Annotated in this window: 27 protein-coding genes and 1 pseudogene; 27 read left to right on the top strand and 1 reads right to left on the bottom strand. The window is 33.0% G+C overall.

Annotated features, from left to right (window positions below):
• The first annotated feature begins 22 nt into the window (after window positions 1-22).
• From terS to J418_RS0112125, 23 genes and pseudogenes are all read left to right on the top strand, one after another.
• On the top strand, window positions 23-757 hold the full coding sequence (gene terS, locus J418_RS0112235; RefSeq protein WP_017895724.1) for a phage terminase small subunit: 735 nt from the start codon (window positions 23-25) through the stop codon (window positions 755-757).
• Window positions 757-2,100, top strand: a complete 1,344-nt coding sequence (locus J418_RS0112230) for a PBSX family phage terminase large subunit (RefSeq protein WP_017895723.1) — start codon at window positions 757-759, stop codon at window positions 2,098-2,100. The genes terS and J418_RS0112230 overlap by 1 nt, the downstream gene beginning before the upstream one ends.
• A complete protein-coding gene (locus J418_RS0112225; RefSeq protein ID WP_017895722.1) occupies window positions 2,100-3,548 on the top strand; it encodes a phage portal protein in 1,449 nt (482 codons plus the stop codon). Before J418_RS0112230 ends, J418_RS0112225 begins: the two co-directional genes overlap by 1 nt.
• Window positions 3,541-4,476, top strand: a complete 936-nt coding sequence (locus J418_RS0112220) for a hypothetical protein (RefSeq protein WP_017895721.1) — start codon at window positions 3,541-3,543, stop codon at window positions 4,474-4,476. The genes J418_RS0112225 and J418_RS0112220 overlap by 8 nt, the downstream gene beginning before the upstream one ends.
• A 16-nt stretch (window positions 4,477-4,492) precedes the next feature.
• Window positions 4,493-4,768: a hypothetical protein gene (locus tag J418_RS0112215; RefSeq protein ID WP_035122768.1), complete on the top strand. Its 276-nt coding sequence runs from the start codon at window positions 4,493-4,495 to the stop codon at window positions 4,766-4,768.
• 3 nt (window positions 4,769-4,771) lie between these two features.
• On the top strand, window positions 4,772-4,993 hold the full coding sequence (locus J418_RS0112210; protein ID WP_017895719.1) for a hypothetical protein: 222 nt from the start codon (window positions 4,772-4,774) through the stop codon (window positions 4,991-4,993).
• A gap of 90 nt (window positions 4,994-5,083) precedes the next feature.
• Window positions 5,084-5,719 (top strand): phage scaffolding protein, encoded by a 636-nt coding sequence (locus J418_RS0112205; protein WP_017895718.1) that lies wholly within the window; start codon window positions 5,084-5,086, stop codon window positions 5,717-5,719.
• Window positions 5,720-5,733: 14 nt separating this feature from the next.
• On the top strand, window positions 5,734-6,075 hold the full coding sequence (locus J418_RS0112200; protein WP_017895717.1) for a hypothetical protein: 342 nt from the start codon (window positions 5,734-5,736) through the stop codon (window positions 6,073-6,075).
• 18 nt (window positions 6,076-6,093) lie between these two features.
• Window positions 6,094-7,134 carry a major capsid protein gene (locus tag J418_RS0112195; RefSeq protein ID WP_017895716.1) on the top strand — a complete coding sequence of 347 codons (1,041 nt, stop codon included), beginning with the start codon at window positions 6,094-6,096 and terminating at the stop codon, window positions 7,132-7,134.
• Between the two features lie 52 nt (window positions 7,135-7,186).
• Window positions 7,187-7,393: a DUF7210 family protein gene (locus tag J418_RS0112190; RefSeq protein ID WP_017895715.1), complete on the top strand. Its 207-nt coding sequence runs from the start codon at window positions 7,187-7,189 to the stop codon at window positions 7,391-7,393.
• Between the two features lie 8 nt (window positions 7,394-7,401).
• Window positions 7,402-7,677: a hypothetical protein gene (locus J418_RS0112185; protein WP_017895714.1), complete on the top strand. Its 276-nt coding sequence runs from the start codon at window positions 7,402-7,404 to the stop codon at window positions 7,675-7,677.
• Window positions 7,674-8,042, top strand: coding sequence for a hypothetical protein (locus tag J418_RS0112180; RefSeq protein WP_017895713.1), 369 nt, complete (start codon window positions 7,674-7,676; stop codon window positions 8,040-8,042). The genes J418_RS0112185 and J418_RS0112180 overlap by 4 nt, the downstream gene beginning before the upstream one ends.
• A 5-nt stretch (window positions 8,043-8,047) precedes the next feature.
• On the top strand, window positions 8,048-8,482 hold the full coding sequence (locus J418_RS0112175; RefSeq protein WP_017895712.1) for a hypothetical protein: 435 nt from the start codon (window positions 8,048-8,050) through the stop codon (window positions 8,480-8,482).
• Window positions 8,483-8,491: 9 nt separating this feature from the next.
• Window positions 8,492-8,923 carry a hypothetical protein gene (locus tag J418_RS0112170; protein WP_017895711.1) on the top strand — a complete coding sequence of 144 codons (432 nt, stop codon included), beginning with the start codon at window positions 8,492-8,494 and terminating at the stop codon, window positions 8,921-8,923.
• 6 nt (window positions 8,924-8,929) lie between these two features.
• Entirely contained in the window at window positions 8,930-9,826 is an 897-nt protein-coding gene (locus J418_RS0112165; RefSeq protein WP_017895710.1) for a hypothetical protein, read from the top strand.
• A gap of 11 nt (window positions 9,827-9,837) precedes the next feature.
• Window positions 9,838-10,293 (top strand): hypothetical protein, encoded by a 456-nt coding sequence (locus J418_RS0112160; protein WP_017895709.1) that lies wholly within the window; start codon window positions 9,838-9,840, stop codon window positions 10,291-10,293.
• A 229-nt stretch (window positions 10,294-10,522) separates the two neighbouring features.
• Complete coding sequence (locus tag J418_RS0112150; RefSeq protein WP_017895707.1) at window positions 10,523-11,212, top strand: hypothetical protein; 690 nt, start codon at window positions 10,523-10,525, stop codon at window positions 11,210-11,212.
• Between the two features lie 28 nt (window positions 11,213-11,240).
• The gene (locus J418_RS0112145; protein WP_017895706.1) at window positions 11,241-11,696 is read left to right on the top strand and encodes a hypothetical protein; all 456 of its coding nucleotides are present in this window, start codon (window positions 11,241-11,243) and stop codon (window positions 11,694-11,696) included.
• A 304-nt stretch (window positions 11,697-12,000) separates the two neighbouring features.
• The gene (locus tag J418_RS16425; protein ID WP_017895704.1) at window positions 12,001-12,147 is read left to right on the top strand and encodes a toxin-antitoxin system HicB family antitoxin; all 147 of its coding nucleotides are present in this window, start codon (window positions 12,001-12,003) and stop codon (window positions 12,145-12,147) included.
• 127 nt (window positions 12,148-12,274) lie between these two features.
• Window positions 12,275-12,436 (top strand): hypothetical protein, encoded by a 162-nt coding sequence (locus tag J418_RS16880; protein WP_017895703.1) that lies wholly within the window; start codon window positions 12,275-12,277, stop codon window positions 12,434-12,436.
• Window positions 12,417-12,500 (top strand): annotated as a pseudogene (locus tag J418_RS17105) (hypothetical protein); the annotation flags it as partial. The gene J418_RS16880 and the pseudogene J418_RS17105, both read left to right, overlap by 20 nt.
• A 36-nt stretch (window positions 12,501-12,536) precedes the next feature.
• A complete protein-coding gene (locus tag J418_RS16200; RefSeq protein ID WP_017895702.1) occupies window positions 12,537-13,283 on the top strand; it encodes a hypothetical protein in 747 nt (248 codons plus the stop codon).
• A gap of 60 nt (window positions 13,284-13,343) precedes the next feature.
• Complete coding sequence (locus J418_RS0112125; RefSeq protein WP_017895701.1) at window positions 13,344-13,565, top strand: hypothetical protein; 222 nt, start codon at window positions 13,344-13,346, stop codon at window positions 13,563-13,565.
• Here the strand turns inward: J418_RS0112125 and J418_RS0112120 are convergent.
• Window positions 13,543-13,788, bottom strand: a complete 246-nt coding sequence (locus J418_RS0112120; protein WP_017895700.1) for a hypothetical protein — start codon at window positions 13,786-13,788, stop codon at window positions 13,543-13,545. The two genes, J418_RS0112125 and J418_RS0112120, sit on opposite strands and share 23 nt — an antisense overlap.
• A gap of 80 nt (window positions 13,789-13,868) precedes the next feature.
• Between J418_RS0112120 and J418_RS0112115 the strand changes: the two genes are divergently transcribed.
• From J418_RS0112115 to J418_RS0112100, 4 genes are read left to right on the top strand one after another with little or no spacing between them, the layout of a single operon-like run.
• Window positions 13,869-16,070: a phage tail tape measure protein gene (locus J418_RS0112115; RefSeq protein WP_017895699.1), complete on the top strand. Its 2,202-nt coding sequence runs from the start codon at window positions 13,869-13,871 to the stop codon at window positions 16,068-16,070.
• Between the two features lie 20 nt (window positions 16,071-16,090).
• Window positions 16,091-16,522, top strand: coding sequence for a hypothetical protein (locus J418_RS0112110; RefSeq protein WP_017895698.1), 432 nt, complete (start codon window positions 16,091-16,093; stop codon window positions 16,520-16,522).
• On the top strand, window positions 16,512-17,627 hold the full coding sequence (locus J418_RS0112105; RefSeq protein WP_017895697.1) for an XkdQ/YqbQ family protein: 1,116 nt from the start codon (window positions 16,512-16,514) through the stop codon (window positions 17,625-17,627). The genes J418_RS0112110 and J418_RS0112105 overlap by 11 nt, the downstream gene beginning before the upstream one ends.
• A 1-nt stretch (window position 17,628) precedes the next feature.
• A complete protein-coding gene (locus J418_RS0112100) occupies window positions 17,629-17,973 on the top strand; it encodes a hypothetical protein (protein ID WP_017895696.1) in 345 nt (114 codons plus the stop codon).
• Window positions 17,974-17,985 lie beyond the last annotated feature (12 nt).

Genomic DNA, 17,985 nt, shown 5'->3' with positions numbered 1-17,985 from the left:
GGCAGGTGGTGACAGTGTAGACATGCCAAGACAGAGAAGTCCGAATAGGGACAAAGCGTTTGAGATTTACAAAGAGAATGACGGAAATATTGATTTAGTAAAGATTGCAGAGATGCTGAATCTTTCGCCTGGCACCATAAGAGGGTGGAAGAATAAAGATAAATGGGATAGTAAATTGAATGGAACGCTCCAAAAGAATACGGAACGTTCCAAAAGAAAAAAGGGCGGTCAGCCTAAGAATAAGAACTCCAAAGGTCATGTGAGCAGCGTACCGAAAGGTAATAAAAACGCTGAAACGCATGGCTTTTTTTCTAAGATTTTTCCGCCTGAAACAATAGAAATAGTGGAGGATATTATGGTTAAAGATCCGTTAGATATGCTGTGGGAAAATATAATAATTCAGTATACGGCCATAGCAAGGTCTCAAAGAATTATGAGTGTGAAGAATCAGAAGGATTTGACTAAAGTACTCAAAAGAGAAAAGGAGTCCACTGGAGAAACTTCCGACAGTTGGGAAAAAGAATATGAATTGCAGTTTGCCTGGGATAAGCAGGCTACATTCCTTCAGGCTCAATCAAGGGCAATGAAAACTCTTGAGAGTATGATTAAGCAGTATGATGAATTGCTGAAGAGTAATCTTGCTACTGAAGAACAAAAACTTAGAATTGAGAAGTTGAGAGCTGAGGTGGTTAAGGTTAAAAATAAAGATGATAATAAACCTATAGAAATAATGATAAAGAGAAAAAGTGATAAATAATGCTTATAGAAAAAGAAGTAAATCCAAGTTTTGAAGATTTTATTTTCAACTGGGATTATAAATTCTATTTTTTAGTCGGTGGCTATGGAAGCTCTAAGAGTTACCATGTAGCTCTAAAATTAATACTTAAATTGCTCCAGGAGAAAAGGACCGCTCTAGTAGTGAGAGAAGTATTTGATACTATAAGAGACAGCTGCTATTCTCTTTTAGAAGAAATAGTAACTGATATGGGACTTGATGATAGAATTAAGTTTACAGCTTCACCAATGCAGGTTAAATTCCCTAATGGCTCAAAGATAATATTCAAAGGAATGGATAAGCCTTCAAAGCTGAAATCTATAAACAATGTTTCTATAGTATGGATAGAAGAATGTTCAGAGGTAAAATATGCAGGATTTAAAGAACTATTAGGGCGTTTAAGACATCCAAGCCTATCATTGCATATGATACTTTCTACTAATCCTGTCAGCAAAGACAATTGGACATACAAGCACTTCTTCAGAAATGACAAGAAGAAAATATTTATACTTGATGATGAAGAACTTTATAAAAAGAGAATAGTCATAACAAATAAGACGTATTATCATCATTCATTAGCAGATGATAATTTATTTTTGCCTAAAAGTTATATAGAACAGCTTGATGAATTGAAGACATATGATCCTGATTTATACAGAATAGCCAGAAAAGGCAGATTTGGAGTAAATGGCAAAAGAGTACTTCCTCAGTTTGAAATTGCTCCACATTATGAAGTACTTCAAGCCATAGGAAATATAAGAAATCCAATTAGGAGAGTTGGTTTTGATTTTGGATTTGAGAAATCATATAACGCTCTTATAAGGATGTGTATTGATGATGATAAAAAGATACTTTATATCTACTGGGAATATTATAAGAATCAAATGACAGACGATAGAACCGCTGTTGAAATATCAGAATTTAAGGACACACAGGAACAAATTAATGCGGATTCAGCTGAACCTAAGACAATTAAATATTATAGACAGCAGGGTTTTAATATTAGAGGAGCTAAAAAGTTTCAAGGCTCCAGATTGCAGAACACCAAGAAGGTAAAGAGGTTTAAGAAAATAATATGTTCCTCCAATTGTACCAATACCATAGCAGAGCTCAAGGATCTAACCTATGCAGTAGATAAGAATGGAGAAATCATAGAGGATGAATTTAATATCGATCCTCATACATTTAGCTCCATCTGGTATGGACTTGATGGTTATGAGGTTGCCGATATTAAAGAACAAAAATATGATGATTCTGTCTATAACAAAGGCAGAGGTCTTAAAAATAATGTTTACCATGGAAGGAAAGGAGGTACCGTATTCTAATGAATACTAAACAACAATTATTAGGTTTAACATCCATTCAACTAAAGGAAAGAAAACAATGTAAGAATGATTATTTCTATTACAAGGGAAAATGCCAGGATGAACAGATGGCAATAAGCGATCCAGATACTATTGGACAGTCATGGACAGTTAGTGATGATTTGGATTACGTACCAGCACAGGACATAAGAAACAAGGTGGGCCCGCTTCTCCGTAAGCAGGCAAGATTTATGTTTAGTGTTCCTCCGGACATTTTATTTAAGCCATATGATGTTGATGATAAATATAAGTGTGAAGAACTAAGACAATTTATAGATAAAATCCTTGCAGATAACAGCTTTTGGAGTGATACTCTAAAGGCTTTTTTAGATTGTACTATACGGAGAAGAGTACTTTTAAGGGTTGAAGCTAATCCAGAACAGCCGATAAATATTTTTTACAATTCTATTAATGATTTTACTTATAGAACTACTGTACAAAATTATAAGAAGCTTAAAGAGATTATTTTGGTGGTTCAAGAACCTGATACAGCAGATATGGAACAGGATAATCAAATATGGTACAGGCATACTTATAGTTTAGAAAATAGTTCATGTAAGCATAAAATAGAGACATTTGTGAATGGAAACTTTGGTATTCCTGAATCTGTAGTTGAAGCTGATACTAAACTTGACAGGCTTCCGGCTTGGGTAATTCTGAATGACTCAATGCTTGGAGATATACATGGCCAAAGTGATGTAACAGGTCTCAAAGATGCACAAAATAGCTACAATAGAAAAGTTTCTGATTATGCTGATGCACTGAGATTTAATATGTTTGGTGAGCGTGTAATTATAGATGCTGATGAAAATAGTGTTAACAGTTGTAAAGTAGCTCCAGGAGCAATAATACCATTGAAAAGTATAGATGAACATACTGCAGATGCCAAAAGGCTTGAAAGTTCATTTACATCAGCAGATCCAGCAGAGAAGTTTCTTGATAGGGCTGAAAAAGATATATATGAAATGCTGGATATGCCAAGGCAGGAGGAACTTAAAAATGTTCCTTCAGCTAAGGCGTTGAAGTATCTTTATAATGATCTGATAGCTAGATGTAATGAGAAATGGAATACGTGGGAGCCGGTAATTAAGGATTTAATTAAGTTGATTATTGAGTGTTGCACTAAATTTAATTGCTACAAGGACTGGAACCATGAATGGGATGACTTGGAATTTAACATTGTATTCAATCATAAATTCCCTATTCCGGAGGACATAGATGATAAAAAGACATTGGCCATACAGGAGGTTCAGAGTAATGTAAGAAGCCACAAGTCCTATATTAAAGATTTCTCCAATACAGAGGATGTAGATGGAGAGATGGATGAAATAATCAAAGACATAGCCGATATAACTGCAGCTGAAAATGATGAAATGCAGTCAATACAGGGTGGTAACTTAGATGAATGAATACCAAAAAATGATTAAAGAGTCTATGCAAAACAGAGCTAACCTTACAAGAAAACAGTATAAGCAGATCAAGAATTTATATAAAGAAGCAGCTAAGGATTTAAAGATTAAATCAGATAAGGCTAGGAAAGGAAGTTTAACAGAAAGATGGGCTAAAGATTACAGAAAAGCCGTAAAATCTGAAATAAGGCAGGTAAATAAAATATTATTCAAACAGATTTTAGATAATATTGTAAAAAGTGCGAATCTGGCTGCAGGCATTCAGCTTAACTTCTTTAATTTAGTAGATAAAAAATACAAACTCAATATGAGTAAATCATTTACAAATATGTTTTCCAAGGTTCCAAATGATGCAGTGGAAGAACTTATCAAAGGTAATATATATAAAGATGGAAGAGGATTATCTAAGAGAATATGGTGGACTGGTAATAAAGTAAATGGAGACATAGATAAAATAATTCAAAAGGGAATAGTTGAAAAGAAAAGCGCTATTGAATTAGCACAAGATCTTCAGACATATGTTAATCCTGATATGCAAAAGGAGTGGAACTGGAAGAATGTTTATCCAGGTACTTCAAAAACAGTTGATTATAATGCACAAAGATTGGCAAGGACTTCTATAAGCCATGCTTATATATTATCAATGATAAAAAGTTGTGAGAAAAATCCTTTTATTGAGAAAGTAAGATGGCACAGTGTCTTTGCACCTGGTAGAACTTGTCCATTATGCAAAGAGAGAGATGGTCAGGAATATCTTCTTGCTGACTGTCCATTGGATCATCCCAATGGTTTATGCTATCAAGAGCCTTTACTAGATGATAGTTTGGAGAATATAGGTTCCAGACTTAATAGCTGGGCAAAAGGTGGTAACGATCCAGCATTGGATGATTGGTATGATAAATACGGTGATTATTTTAGTGGTAATTGAGGAGTTGACCCAGAATATGAGGAAATCTTTTGGAAATATAACGTTGAACTGTGATACTTGTGGAAAGCAATTTAAAATCAAGAAGCTTAAAACTAAGTGGATTGATGAAAATGTCCAGAGAACTTATTTTGTTTGTCCATACTGCAAGCAGGAGTATACTTCATTTTATACAGATAAAAGGGTAAGAAAAAACATTAAAAAAATTGAAAAGCTACAGTCTGAAATGGAGAGTATAACAAAGCAGAATAAATCGATAATGGAGGAACTCAGAGAAGAATATGAGGGGGAGTAGAGAATGAAAGATTATTTAATATGGCTTAAAAGTGGTGAAAGCATAAGTGGTACTGCTAAAAAAGATATTTTGGAAATGCTAAAGGATAGATTTAAGGATCATAAAGAAGAAAGAGAAATAATTTCATTTCCTGACGAAGAAGGTGGAGTGATTCTTGATATGGATAGAGTTGAAGCTATAGCCATTAATAAATGTATTGAAAATAATAAAGCAGGGTTTAAGTAGATACGAAAGGAGGTAAAGAAATGTGGTTTTAATAAGTCTTAGAGATAGGGCTTTTTATTTTATAAAAATTTGAGAAGGGAAGATGATATAATGCCAAAATTAAGTGAAATATTAGGAGATTCATTCACAAAAATACCTGAAAATATCCAGAAGAAATATAAGGATATAGATTTGGTAGACAGTAAAAATTATGTTGAAAAAACTGAACTTAATACTGTAAATAACTCTATTAAAGATTATAAAAAACAGCTGAAAGACAGAGATAAACAGCTTGAAGATTTGAAGGAAAAAGCAAAAGGTAATGAGGAACTTACAGCTGAAATTGAAAGGCTCAAAGATGAAAATAAAAATGTTGCCAAGGATTATGAAGCCAAGATTGAAAAATTGAACTTTGATACCAGGCTTGATAAGGCTCTCACAGGTGCCAAAGCTAAAAATCCTAAGACAGTAAAAGCACTTTTAAACCTAGAAAACTTGAAACTAGATGGAGAAGATATTATTGGGTTAAAAGAGCAGCTTGAAGCTTTGAAAGAATCTGATGGTTATTTGTTTGATGAAAATAGCACTGAAACAAATACCAATGCAGGTGCAGGAGGAACTGGTAATATAAGCAATCCTGGTTCTTCAGCAACAGATAAAGTTATGAATATAGGTGAAAGACTTGCAAAACAAAGATCAGAACAGCAGAAAGCAGCCAAAGGAATAGACGATTTCTTATTAAAATAGAGGAGGAATGAAAAATGAGTATTCAATCATCAAGAACAATATTTGGAGAAAACAAAAATATACTTAGAGATGCACAGCATTTTATCAGCTTACCTGTTAAAGTTAGTGCTACATTAATTACAGCTAATTCAAATGGTAAAAAGATATTATCTGCCGGAAGTATTGTAGATAATACTGGAAAAATAGTTAATGATGGTACTGCTTATGGCTTTGTATATGAAGATGTTGATTTTACTAATTCTACTGGAATAGAAACAGTACCTGTAGTTGTTCATGGAATTATAGATAGTAAGCAAATACCTATTCAACCTACAGCTGAAGCACTTGCAGCAATGAAACTTATATCAATAGTCTAGAAAGGAAGATGATAATCAATGCCTATTAATTTTATGAATGTTTTAAATCCTGAGAACATAACAACATATATAACTAATTTACCACCACAGAATTTACTGGGATCAGCATTATTCCCAGCATCAAAACAGATGGGAATAGATATAACTCTTATAAAGGGAGCTAAAAACAAGGCGGTGGCTTTAAAACCAAGTGCTTTTGATGTAGCAGTAAAGGTCAGAGCATTAAGAGCTAGTGTTGATGAAAAGACTAAGGAAATGCCTTTCTTCAAAGAATCTGTTGTAATAAAAGAAAGAGATAGACAAAACTTACTTTTAGCAATGCAGGCAAATAATCAGCAAATGAGAGATTTAATCCTAAACAATATTTATGGTGATATTTCTACTCTTGTTGATGGTGCAGATGTCCAAGCTGAAAGAATGAGAATGCAGTTACTATCAGATGGCAAAATATATATTTCCACAGATGATGCTGACATATCTTTGGATTTTGAAATACCAACAGGACATCAAGAAATACTTGCTGGAACTGCTAAATGGAATGATTTTGATAATGCTGACATTGTAGGAGATATAGAAAGATGGGTAAATACAATAGAATCAGATCAGGGTGTTACTCCTTCTATACTTGTTATGACTAAAGCTACATTTAATTTAATCAAGCAGAATAAGGCTATAAAGCTTGATATAAACAAAGATGGTACAACAATAATGACGGATGCTATTATAACTGCATATCTCCAAAATAAGTTGGGTGTAAGTGTAGCTATTGAGAATGGAAAATATTTTGCTGAAGATGGAACTACTCAATTACCATACTATCCTGATAACAAGATAACCTTAATTCCAAAAGGAACTCTTGGTAGTACACATTATGGTACAACTCCAGAGGAAGCTGATTTAATGAGTGGTGCATCTGCTAATGTTTCTATAGTTAGAAATGGCATAGCTGTAACTACTGTAAAGCAAACAGATCCAGTGCAGATACAGACAAAAGTATCTCAAATTTGTATGCCTTCATTTGAACATTCAGATGAGGTATTTATAGCAACAGTAGCATAGAGAAAATTTTAGTCTCTATGCTCAATTTATTTAAAGGAAGGATGATATAAAAATGGCAGCAACCAAGGAAACTATGATCGAAGTAACTCTTAAATTGAATGTAAAGTATGACAATGAAATTAAGAAAGCAGGAGAGAAACTTAAAATAAGAGAATCTGATTTGGAGGAGTTTAAGAAAAAAGGATATATAAAATATATTAATCAAGATAGTATACAAGATTCTACTCCACCACAAAATCCACCTGCAGATGGTAAGTAGGTGAAAATATGACTAGTGATTTAGATATATTAAAATTCAATCTACAAGAGAAAGAGTATCCTTATTTTGATGATGAGGACCTGCAGTTATTGCTGGATAAAAATAATGGAGATATACAAGCTGCAAGTTATGAAGGATGCATGAAAAAAGCTGTAGCAGATGATTCGCTTACATTGTCTGATATAAAACTTTCTAGTAATAGAGAATACTGGCTTGCACTTGCAAAACAGTTTAAGCCAGCACCTCAATATATTACTATCATGAAGAGAGCTGACGGCCAATGAGATGGGATGAAACTAAAAAACAGAGAATAAGGAGACAACTCGTAAGAAAAGTTGCTCCATTTATGAAGGATATAATAATTCTAAGAAAAGGCGAGAATATATTTGGAGAATATGAAGAAGATCAATATGTTTGTACTGTCAAAGGATATTATCATAAAGGTGGTACTTATATAACCAATTTTATAAATGATGGAGCAAATTTAAACAGAAACTATGAAGATAGGCTTTTATTTATATTAGATGATGAAGTTAAAAAAATAAAAGAGCATGATTATTTTAAACTTGATGATGTTATATATGAAATAATTGATAAGGGTAACATTGAAGATATTGTCTGGGATACTTACTTGAAAAGGAAGGAATGAGAATTATGGATGGTTTTAAGTTTGATGCATCTGACTTCTTGAAGAAAATTGCTAGTGGAAGTGGTGGAGTAAATGGAAAAGTGAAAGCTGCAGTGGGGATTTATTGTGACAGTTCCGGTAAAAAGATGGAAGGTTATGCTAAGAATAATGCTAAATGGAAAGATAGAACAGGGAATGCAAGACAGACTATAAAAGGTGGATTCAAATGGGAAGATAAAAATAAATGTAGTGCCTTTGTAGCTGGAAATATGAATTACTCTCCATATCTTGAACTAGCTCATGCAAAAGGTACAAGTTCAGACGATGAAGTTGGTATGGAGGTAGCTCCTTCTTTTTCTCAATTGGAACTTGCTAATGAGGGCAAGTATGCAATATTAAGGCCTACAGTTAGGAAGCTTACTCCTGAATTTATTAGTGGCATGGCTAATCTTTTAAAATAAGGTGATGTTATGGCAGAAATTAGTTTTAAATATGCAGTTCCAGGAGATACATTGCAAAATTATATAAATGGAACATACACGCCGCGTACCGTATGGGAACGTGTTTTTTTATTACTCAAAAGTAAAGGGGTGGATGTGTATTCTCCAGCACAACACGAAGGGAAATGTACATCTTCTTATATTGTAGTAAAAAATACTGGAACTATGGGATTTCAGGGCAGTAATAAAATAGGATCTCAGACATTAGATATAATTATTTACTGTCCTAAAACAAATTATTCAAGCATGGAACCATATACTACACAGATTCAAGATTTTTTAAGTGAATTAAAAGATTATATAAGACCTACAGGGAATATTACACCCGTTGTTTTAGACGATACAGTAAATGGATATACGCAAACAGTTGAATATCAAACATTTCAAAGATTGAGGAGGTAAAATATAATGTCAGAGACTGAAACTTCATCTTTGCCAATTGCTAATATAGCGTTGGCAGAGATAATAAACGAAATAACAGGTGAAGCATTTATTTTTGATACTGCTGAAAAAGCAGATGCAAAACCTGATCTAAGTAAGGGTAAAGAAGACATACTTAGGGTAAAAAATAGAGTACTTGCTATGAATAGAACTGAAGATATCTGTATTGGATATAATATAAAACTTACAGATAATACATTCTCTCCTGAAACTATGGCATTAGTGGATGGAGGTACTTCAACTCCAATGGGATATGAGGGTGCAGAAGTAGGAAAAGCAGTAAATAAAACTCCATATACATTGAATTTATACAGCGAAGAAAAAGATTATGATTCATCAACGCTTAGATATGTACAATTCTCTTTTAAGCATAATAAGGGAACACCAGTTGAATTTCAATTTGAGGATGGAAAGTTCTATGTACCTGAATTTGAATCAACTAGCAGGCCAAAGAAAGGCGAAAAGCCTGTATATATTACTTTTGTAGATACATTACCTGATGGAGAAACAAGCACCGGAGGAGATACTAGTGCAACAGTACCTAGTCCGCCAGCACCTACTACTCCAGATGAATCTACGGGAACTCCGGGAGTTACTATAGGAACAGATTGTAAGGTAACATGGACATTTGCTGATGCTGTAAATGATGCAGACGTAATAGGTATCAATTTTAAAGTTACTAAAAAATCAGATGGATCAGTTGTTCCAGGTGATGTAACTATGGATATAACTAAAAAGATTATTACTTTTGTGCCTACAAGTATAAGCGCTGGTGTAACTTATCAAGCTACTGCGGCATCCATAAGAAAAGCTGATGGAAGTGGCAATACAACATCAGTAACAGTTGAGTTTACTACAGCATAGGAGGGTTTTAAATGGATGAATTAAAAGTAACAAGTATGGAAGAATTAAAAAATCAGTCTACAGAAGTGATAGAATTGCAGCCTTTTGCTGGCGATAAACTTATTCGGGTAAGAGTAAAAAGACTTTCAATTTTGGGACTATGCCAAAGTGGAGAAATACCTAATCAGCTTTTAGGAGTAGCAAGAAAGTTATTTTATCAGGAAGATATTCAAAAAATAGACTTAAAAGAATATGGGAAAATAATAGATATAATTTGCGAAAATACTCTGGTTGAGCCGAGTATAGAGCAATTAAAAGAAGCAGGTTTAAAGCTCACGGATGTGCAGAAATTTGAACTTTGGGCCTACAGCCAGCAGGGGGTGGAAGGGTTAAAATCCTTTCGTAAGATCACAAAGGGTGCTATCAGTAATAGTGATGTCAAAGGCCTACAAAATAAGGCCAAGTCAAATTTTAAGCATAAAAAATGATTATGATGCCTTCTGTTTTGATGAAGCGTGTGATTATATATTGAGTGAACTTTCTAAAGAAAAACCAAGAACACCTAAATGGGATGACAAGAAACATATCACTACAAATAGCAATGAAGATACAATTAAATGGATGATGAAGCATAATAAATTACTATAGCAATTATTGGACAAGATATGAATATTTTGTTACAATATAGTAAAATTTATCTAATTGAGGAATGTTATTATGTGGATATTATATTTAATTGGAATTGTACTTTTAATAATGTTTGCAAAATCTATGATACTTAATCCAATATTATTCAAAAAAAAGTGGCAGGCTGTATTAGGATATGGTGTACCTGGTATTATTTGCTTGTTATTGTTTTTCGGATCTATACTTTTAGACTATAATGCTCAACAGGCTTATTTCAAAGACCAAAGTGAAAGGATTGCTAGTTCAAATTGGCAGCCACCAACAGTAAGTGGAAATGTTACACCGGTTAAGGCCACAACGGCTAATTCCAATTATGTAAGTATACCTATTACAAATAATAGTGATTTACAAAAGGGACTTAGCGATCTACAAAAAGACCTTGATAATTTACAAAACAGTATTGATTCAGGAAAAATAGTTCCCGTTGTTGCAAATACTAAGAATACTACTCCAGCTAATAATAACATAAATGTTTCTTTGGATAATCACAGTCCTAGGAAAAATTCTATTATACATTTAACTGTTACTGGACTTCCAGGAAGTAAAGTAACTGCTATATGTAATTATAAAACAACTACCACACCCTATACTGGAGTAATAGGAAACAATGGAAAAGCAATAATCCCAATTAAGATAGGAACATCTACCTCTGGTTTTCCAGTAAATATAGATGTAACTGCTGGAAATGCTAAGGCACAAACTTCGTTTACCGCACAATAAAAATATAATAATTTGGAGGGTCATGGATATGAAAAGATTATTAGGAATAATTTTAACTGGGATATTGCTCATAGGTGTAACTGCTTGTGGTGACACCACAGAAAAGAAACAGGCTTTAATAGCGCCTACTCAACAAGCTATTGATTTAACAGTTAAAACGTTGAAACAGAATGAGCTTGTCAGAGATGCAGGGGTAGGAGTGCATAAAGACAAAAGCACTATTAAGATAGCAATACAAACAAAAGTGCCATTAAATGAACAAAATGCTAAAAGTTTAATAGATAGTGGGATAAGACAACTTAGTGGATTTAATGATGGCGAGGGCGGACAACCTACTAAAGATTATTATGGCAAGCTGTGGGATACCTGGAATGCTGAAGTAGTAATATTTGTAAATGAAAGCGAATTAACATTAAGAGGAGATAAGATACCTGGTAAAGATGTTCCAATAACTTATACCAATAAAGGTAATCCTGCTGATTAATAAGTTAAGTTATTTTGGAGGGACATTATGATTAAATGGATACTTTTTTGTGTTACGATTTTCTTTTTTATATTGTTTATAATGTCTATGATTAAACCCATACTTTTTAGAAAGAGATGGCAAGCTGGCATGTTATATGGTTTAGCGACGTCATTCTATTTTCTATTAACTGGATTAATGTTTTATTATAGCTATTACGGATAACTAAAAAGAATCACTTAAGTGGTTCTTTTTTAGATGCAAAATATTTAGCCTCTTGACATTTGCAGTATTGCAGTATATACTAAATGCAGGAGGTGAAAATATGGCAGAAAAAACTATTACCATACGAATTGACGATAATTTGCATAAAGATATAAAAATAAATATTGCTAAAAAGGGGATTTCACTTAAAGATTATATAGTAGGACTCATTAAAAAGGATTTGTATGGCGAACTAGGTAAAAAATAGATGAGATAGTCTCTCTTGTAATTTGGCGATTACAGACTATCTCATTTAGAGATTACTCCCTATGAAATATTATATCATAGTTAATAATCTCACTCAATGAAATAAAAATTGAAAGAGAGGGTATAATATGGAAAATAATTTAATGATATTTGAAGAACAACATGTAGAAGTTTTTGAATTGAATGGTGTTATTTATTTTAATCCATATCATGTAGGTAATTGTTTAGAAATGGCAGAAAGTACAGTTAGAAATTATTTATCTAAAATGAATATTAATCAAGTTAAATAACGCAGGTGAGAAATTTCTTACAGAGAGTGGAGTTTATAAATTAGCTTTTAAAAGCAATAAACCTAATGCTGAAAAATTTTCAGATTGGGTAGCCGATGAAGTGCTTCCATCAATAAGAAAAACAGGAGTGTATTCAACGGAGAAATCTGAGCAGTCAAAAATTCAAGAGTCATACAAGATGATTAAGAAGTTTTACAACGGTAGCCTAGTAATGGTGTTTAAGGATTTAGAATTTCTTACAGAAACCTCAGTTCATAATATCAGTTATATAGTTAGGAGCAATAAACATTTTACTATTGGTATTGACTATTTTTTATTGGAAGCCAACGAACTTAAAAAGTTTAAAAAAGAAAACAATTTTTCTCCATGGATAGGTTCCTTGATTGTTATTTCAAAACAGGGAGTATACAAGCTAATAGATTTATTGAATTTATCAGAAGATGTTGTAAGAAAGATTGAAGAATATTTTAAGATAGAAAGTCCAGTATCACAAAGTAAAGCACCAGTTTTAGAGCAACTTCAAGCTTGCAAATTTATTGCTGATGATCTCAAGATGGGGGAGGCAATAAAGATGTCCATATATAGAATAGTTTGTGAAAAGAATGGAATTGATACTGCTGTTGTAGACAAGATAGAACATAATAAAAAGCTAAATATGGAGCTTAAAGATATTACAATGAAATATGGAGTATATTTATTAGAACATTTTACAACTAATGAAATAATGGATATGAAAAATCAATGGATTTCCCATAATAATGTTAAATCAGAAAAGGTTAAAAGTTATATGATAAGATTATTTGATGGCATTATTAAAATATCAACAAAAATAAAGAAAACAGCTTAAAATGGAGCACTTACTTTTATAGTAGGTGCTTTTCTTATGCACTAAAAGGAGGTAATGAGCTTGTACAAAGATGTGAAACAACAGGTTAAAAAAATAGAGCACAGGGTAGTTAATCCTGAAGGATCAGTTCAGGAGCAACTGAAATGTGCTCTAAATAGTGTGAATAAATTTAAAATAAAAGCTGCTCTAGCAAAGACAAAAAAAGAAAAACAAGTTCTTTTATATGAAAGCCGGCTTTTAGAAGTAACCATAAATAGAGCTATGGATTTACTGTGTCTTTGATAATATCATTGTTTTTTAGAGATAAGAAAATAGCTTTATTATTTTCTTCAATCATCTTGGCAATAGCCTGCAATATAGCTTCTCTTTCAGCAATAATTGATTTTAAATTTTGAGGAATATTTTTATTATTATTAACTGATTCGAGTTTTTTATCTAAACAACAAGAATGTTCGGCTATAGCAATTTCAAGAAGTCGTTTTGAATTCAAACCTATGGATCTCATGTAGTACCACCTCCTTTAAGGTGATAATTCTACAAAAATTTGGTAAATACATTTAGAAAATAATGTAAGGAGGTAATAGAATGGCAATAAATGCAGGCTCAGTAGTTGCTTTTATGGAGCTGGACACTTCAAGGTTTGCAAATGGACTTAGCAGTGCAGGCCAACAAATGAAACAGTTTATGAATTCAAATAATTCTGCTGAAACAAGGATTAAAAGTTTAAGTGGTGCAATGAATACTGTTGGTTCCAATGCTACTAAAGCAGTGACATTACCTCTTGTTGGAGTTGGTGCAGCAGCTGTAAAAACTTCAATGGATTTTGAAGCACAAATGTCAAAGGTTCAAGCTATAAGTGGTGCAACAGGAAATGGATTTAATAAATTAAGAGAACAGGCTATAAAACTTGGAGCAGATACTTCATTTAGTGCTACTGAAGCAGCTGAAGGTCAAGAAAATTTAGCATCAGCTGGGTTTAAAACAAATGAGATATTGGAAGCCATGCCGGGTATGCTAAGCTTGGCAGCTGCAGGAGATGTTGATATAGCAACTGCATCTGATATAGCAGGAAGTTCTCTTAGAGGTTTTGGAATGGAAGCTGGCCAGGCTACTCATGTTGCAGACGTATTGGCTAAAACCGCAGCAGATACTAACGCAGGAATAACAGACACTGGAGAAGCTATGAAGTACATTGCTCCAGTAGCTCATTCTCTTGGAATTTCTTTTGAAGATACTACAGCTGCAATAGGACTTCTTAGTAATGCAGGAATTAAGGGTTCTCAAGCAGGTACAACTTTAAGGAGTGCATTGACTAATCTTGCAAGTCCTACTAAACGTGCATCTAAAACTATGGAAGAATTGGGAATGAATTTCTTTGATGCACATGGGAAAATGCTTCCATTAGGAGATGTAATACAGCAATTAAAAGATAAAACTTCTGGATTAACACAACAGCAGAAAGCTAGTACGATGGAAACTCTTTTTGGAAAAGAAGCTATGAGTGGAATGTTAGCATTGGTGGATCAGGGACCAGATAAGTTTAGAAGCCTTGAAAAAGGACTTAAAAACTGTGATGGTGAAGGAAAAAAGATGGCTGATACCATGCAAAACAACCTTAAAGGCGCTATTGAAGGAATGAAAGGTTCAATAGAAACTATGGGTATAAGAATTGGAGATGTCCTTGCACCAGGTATAAGAAAAGCTGCAGATTTTATAGGCAAGCTTGCTAATGGATTTTCTAATTTACCAAGGCCTATTCAAACTGCAATTGTTTATCTAGGAATTATAGCAGCTGCTTTTGGACCTACAATGATTATATTCAGCAAGTTCATAACATCAACAATGGCAGTAGTTGGAGCTATGAGAAAAATTGGTAACGCAGTGAGAACAGTAGGGACTATATTTAGAGGATTAAGATCAGCCGCAAGTGTTTTTTCAGCTCTCCCTGCACTTATCAATCCTCCAGTACTTATAACAATAGGTATAATAGCTGGAATTGGATTAATAGTATATGAGGTCATAAAGCATTGGAATGGATTTAAAAAATATGCATCTGCTTTTGGGAATGCTATAAAAAATATATTTAAATCTATTGGAAGTTTTTTCTCCAAGTCAATTAAAGGATGGAAATTAATTTTTACAGACTTTAGTGGAGTGTTAGGTAAGCTTGTTGCAGGATGGAAGAATATATTTACTGGTTTTGGAAAGTTTTTAGGAATGGTTGTAAAAGGGTGGAAGGCAATATTTTCAGGACTTGGTGGAGCTTTTAAATCGATAGGAAAATTTATTTTTGAAGGCTTATTTAATGGTATAAGTAGCATGGGAAGTAAAATAAAAAATAAAGTAACATCAATAGCTAATTCTATAAAAAATACTTTTAAGGCTGTACTGGGCATACATTCTCCTTCAACTGTTTTTGACGAATTTGGTGTAAATACAGGACAAGGGTATATAAATGGAGTAGATAAGATGCAGAACCCTATAAAGCAGAGATTTATGGCCTTGGCAAACGGTATCAAAAAATTGGGTAATACAAAACCTGATTTTCATGGAATTGATAACATTGCATTAAATGGTGCTTATGGAAGTAGTAATACTGGAAAATTAAGCAACAATATGGGAGCTAAATTACTTAATTTTGATCCAAAGATAAATTTATATGTAACTGTATCAGACACTGGAGAAAAAGGCACTGCAAAACTTACAGATGAAGTAAAATCAATGACTAAGACTTCACTTAAAAATGGATTAGTAGATTTCTTTATGAATGATGTAATAAGAGATTAGAAATAAGGAGGCATCTTCCTATGCGTGAAAGATTAAAAGAGTTTAACATACAGCTTTTATATGATGATGGAACTGACACAGGTGCAATTATAACCAATTACAAGCCTCCTTATCCTGCATATTACAGAAAAGGTGTTAGAACTATTTCAGGGTACACCCAATTTCAGCAGAATTTTAAAAGTGATTGTATAATTGAATGCACTTTAGCATTTCAAGTTAAAGGTGAGACTGATGAAGAGACACAAAAGAATGTAGAAACCTATCTGATGTTCTTGAATAGATATTTTGAAAGGCTTACATTGATTAATGAATTTGATGTTACCTATAAAGGCTATATACAAGAACAATTTGAACCATCAACTCCTGTGGAGGGAGATATATATTATATAGCCATACATCTTTTATGTAATCATGATGTTTCCGGTTGGGTGAGTGATGATAATGGATTTTAGAGTAGAGATATACAAGAAGAAAGGTTATATAAGTTATGGTACTGCAGATGCAGATAAAATAATACTTAGAAATAGCCTTGTAAGTATAAGAATAAATAGGGCCAAAGATACACAGGTATCAGAAGCTACAATAATAGCAGAATATGAAAAACTTCCAATTGCAGCATTTCAAGGAGGTAATTCTGGAATAATAGATAACTTCGCCAGGATTGAAATATGGTTTGATGTTGTATGTCAGTTTTCAGGAATTATTAAAAAGTATGAATACAATGAGCAGGATAAGACTATAACCTTGACCTGCCATGATATGTTTTATAGACTTTTGAATGTATGTGATGGACAGATAAAATATGGTGCTACTACAGCTGCAGATGTTATTTCAGATTTAGTTAGAAGAGTTGGACTAAGTTTTTATCGCTCAGGTGGTACTAATTATAGTATTTCAAATTTAACCATAGCTGATGGTACTGTTTTTATGGATGTTATACAAAATTTCATAGAAACAATGCATGCATCTGTAAGATGTGGGAAGAATGGAACTATATATTTAGAAGAACAGTATCCACCTTACATTGAAGGTGGTGGAGATGCAAATCATTTTGATTGGGTGTACAGGGATTCTGTCAATAATTCTTCTGATACTGCTGGAAGAGATGCATCTTTAATGAAAAATATCCTCAAGATAACGTGTAGTGTAAAAATTAAGAATCAAGATTATATTGCTTTTGATAAATTTGAAGATACATCTATGACAGAATATCTTAATGATGAGAAATGGTATGACATAATAGATAATCCATTGGCCAATACACAAGAAAAAAGAAAAGCTGTAGCAGGATGGCAGTTCCTAGATTATTGGAGAAACAGTACTCCTTTGACAATACTTCCTACTTTAGGTAATAAGGATATTGATATAGGACAAGTAGTAAAATTATTAAGAGATAATACAGTCCCAGGATATTATTTGGTAGTTGGAATAGATACGGAAGTGGATGCTGACAATGGATATACAAATACTTTGCAGCTTCAAGGTATGAAAGATAAAAATAAAATATATACACTCCCTAAACTTCTTGACTCTGGTCTTATAAAGGAGGCAAGTTAAAATGTCTGGTATGGGATTTAACAATTTTAGAAATCCTGTTGTTTATATATTAAATCAGGAGCTTAGAAAGAGAAATGTAGGTAATAAGATTTCTGTTGATACAGGGGAGCAGCCGTATACCGGTAAACTTGTTGAATATCCAATACAACTAATAAGAGATTCTGATACAAAAAAGGTAGTTAAATGTATATATGGCACTGATTCAGATCAATGGTCAGAAGAACTTATAAGAGATGGCAGTGGAAAAGTATATCAAATAAAAACAACTTATCCTGATGGCAGCACTGATACAATACAGATTAATAAGGGATCAGATAATTTAGTTGATACTATAACCGAGGTGTAAGGGAGTGATTTA

Source organism: Clostridium tyrobutyricum DSM 2637 = ATCC 25755 = JCM 11008, from assembly GCF_000359585.1.
GTDB classification, from domain to species: domain Bacteria; phylum Bacillota; class Clostridia; order Clostridiales; family Clostridiaceae; genus Clostridium_B; species Clostridium_B tyrobutyricum.
Note: the sequence above shows the minus strand (reverse complement) of the source record. Positions and strands in the feature narration are given on the sequence as shown.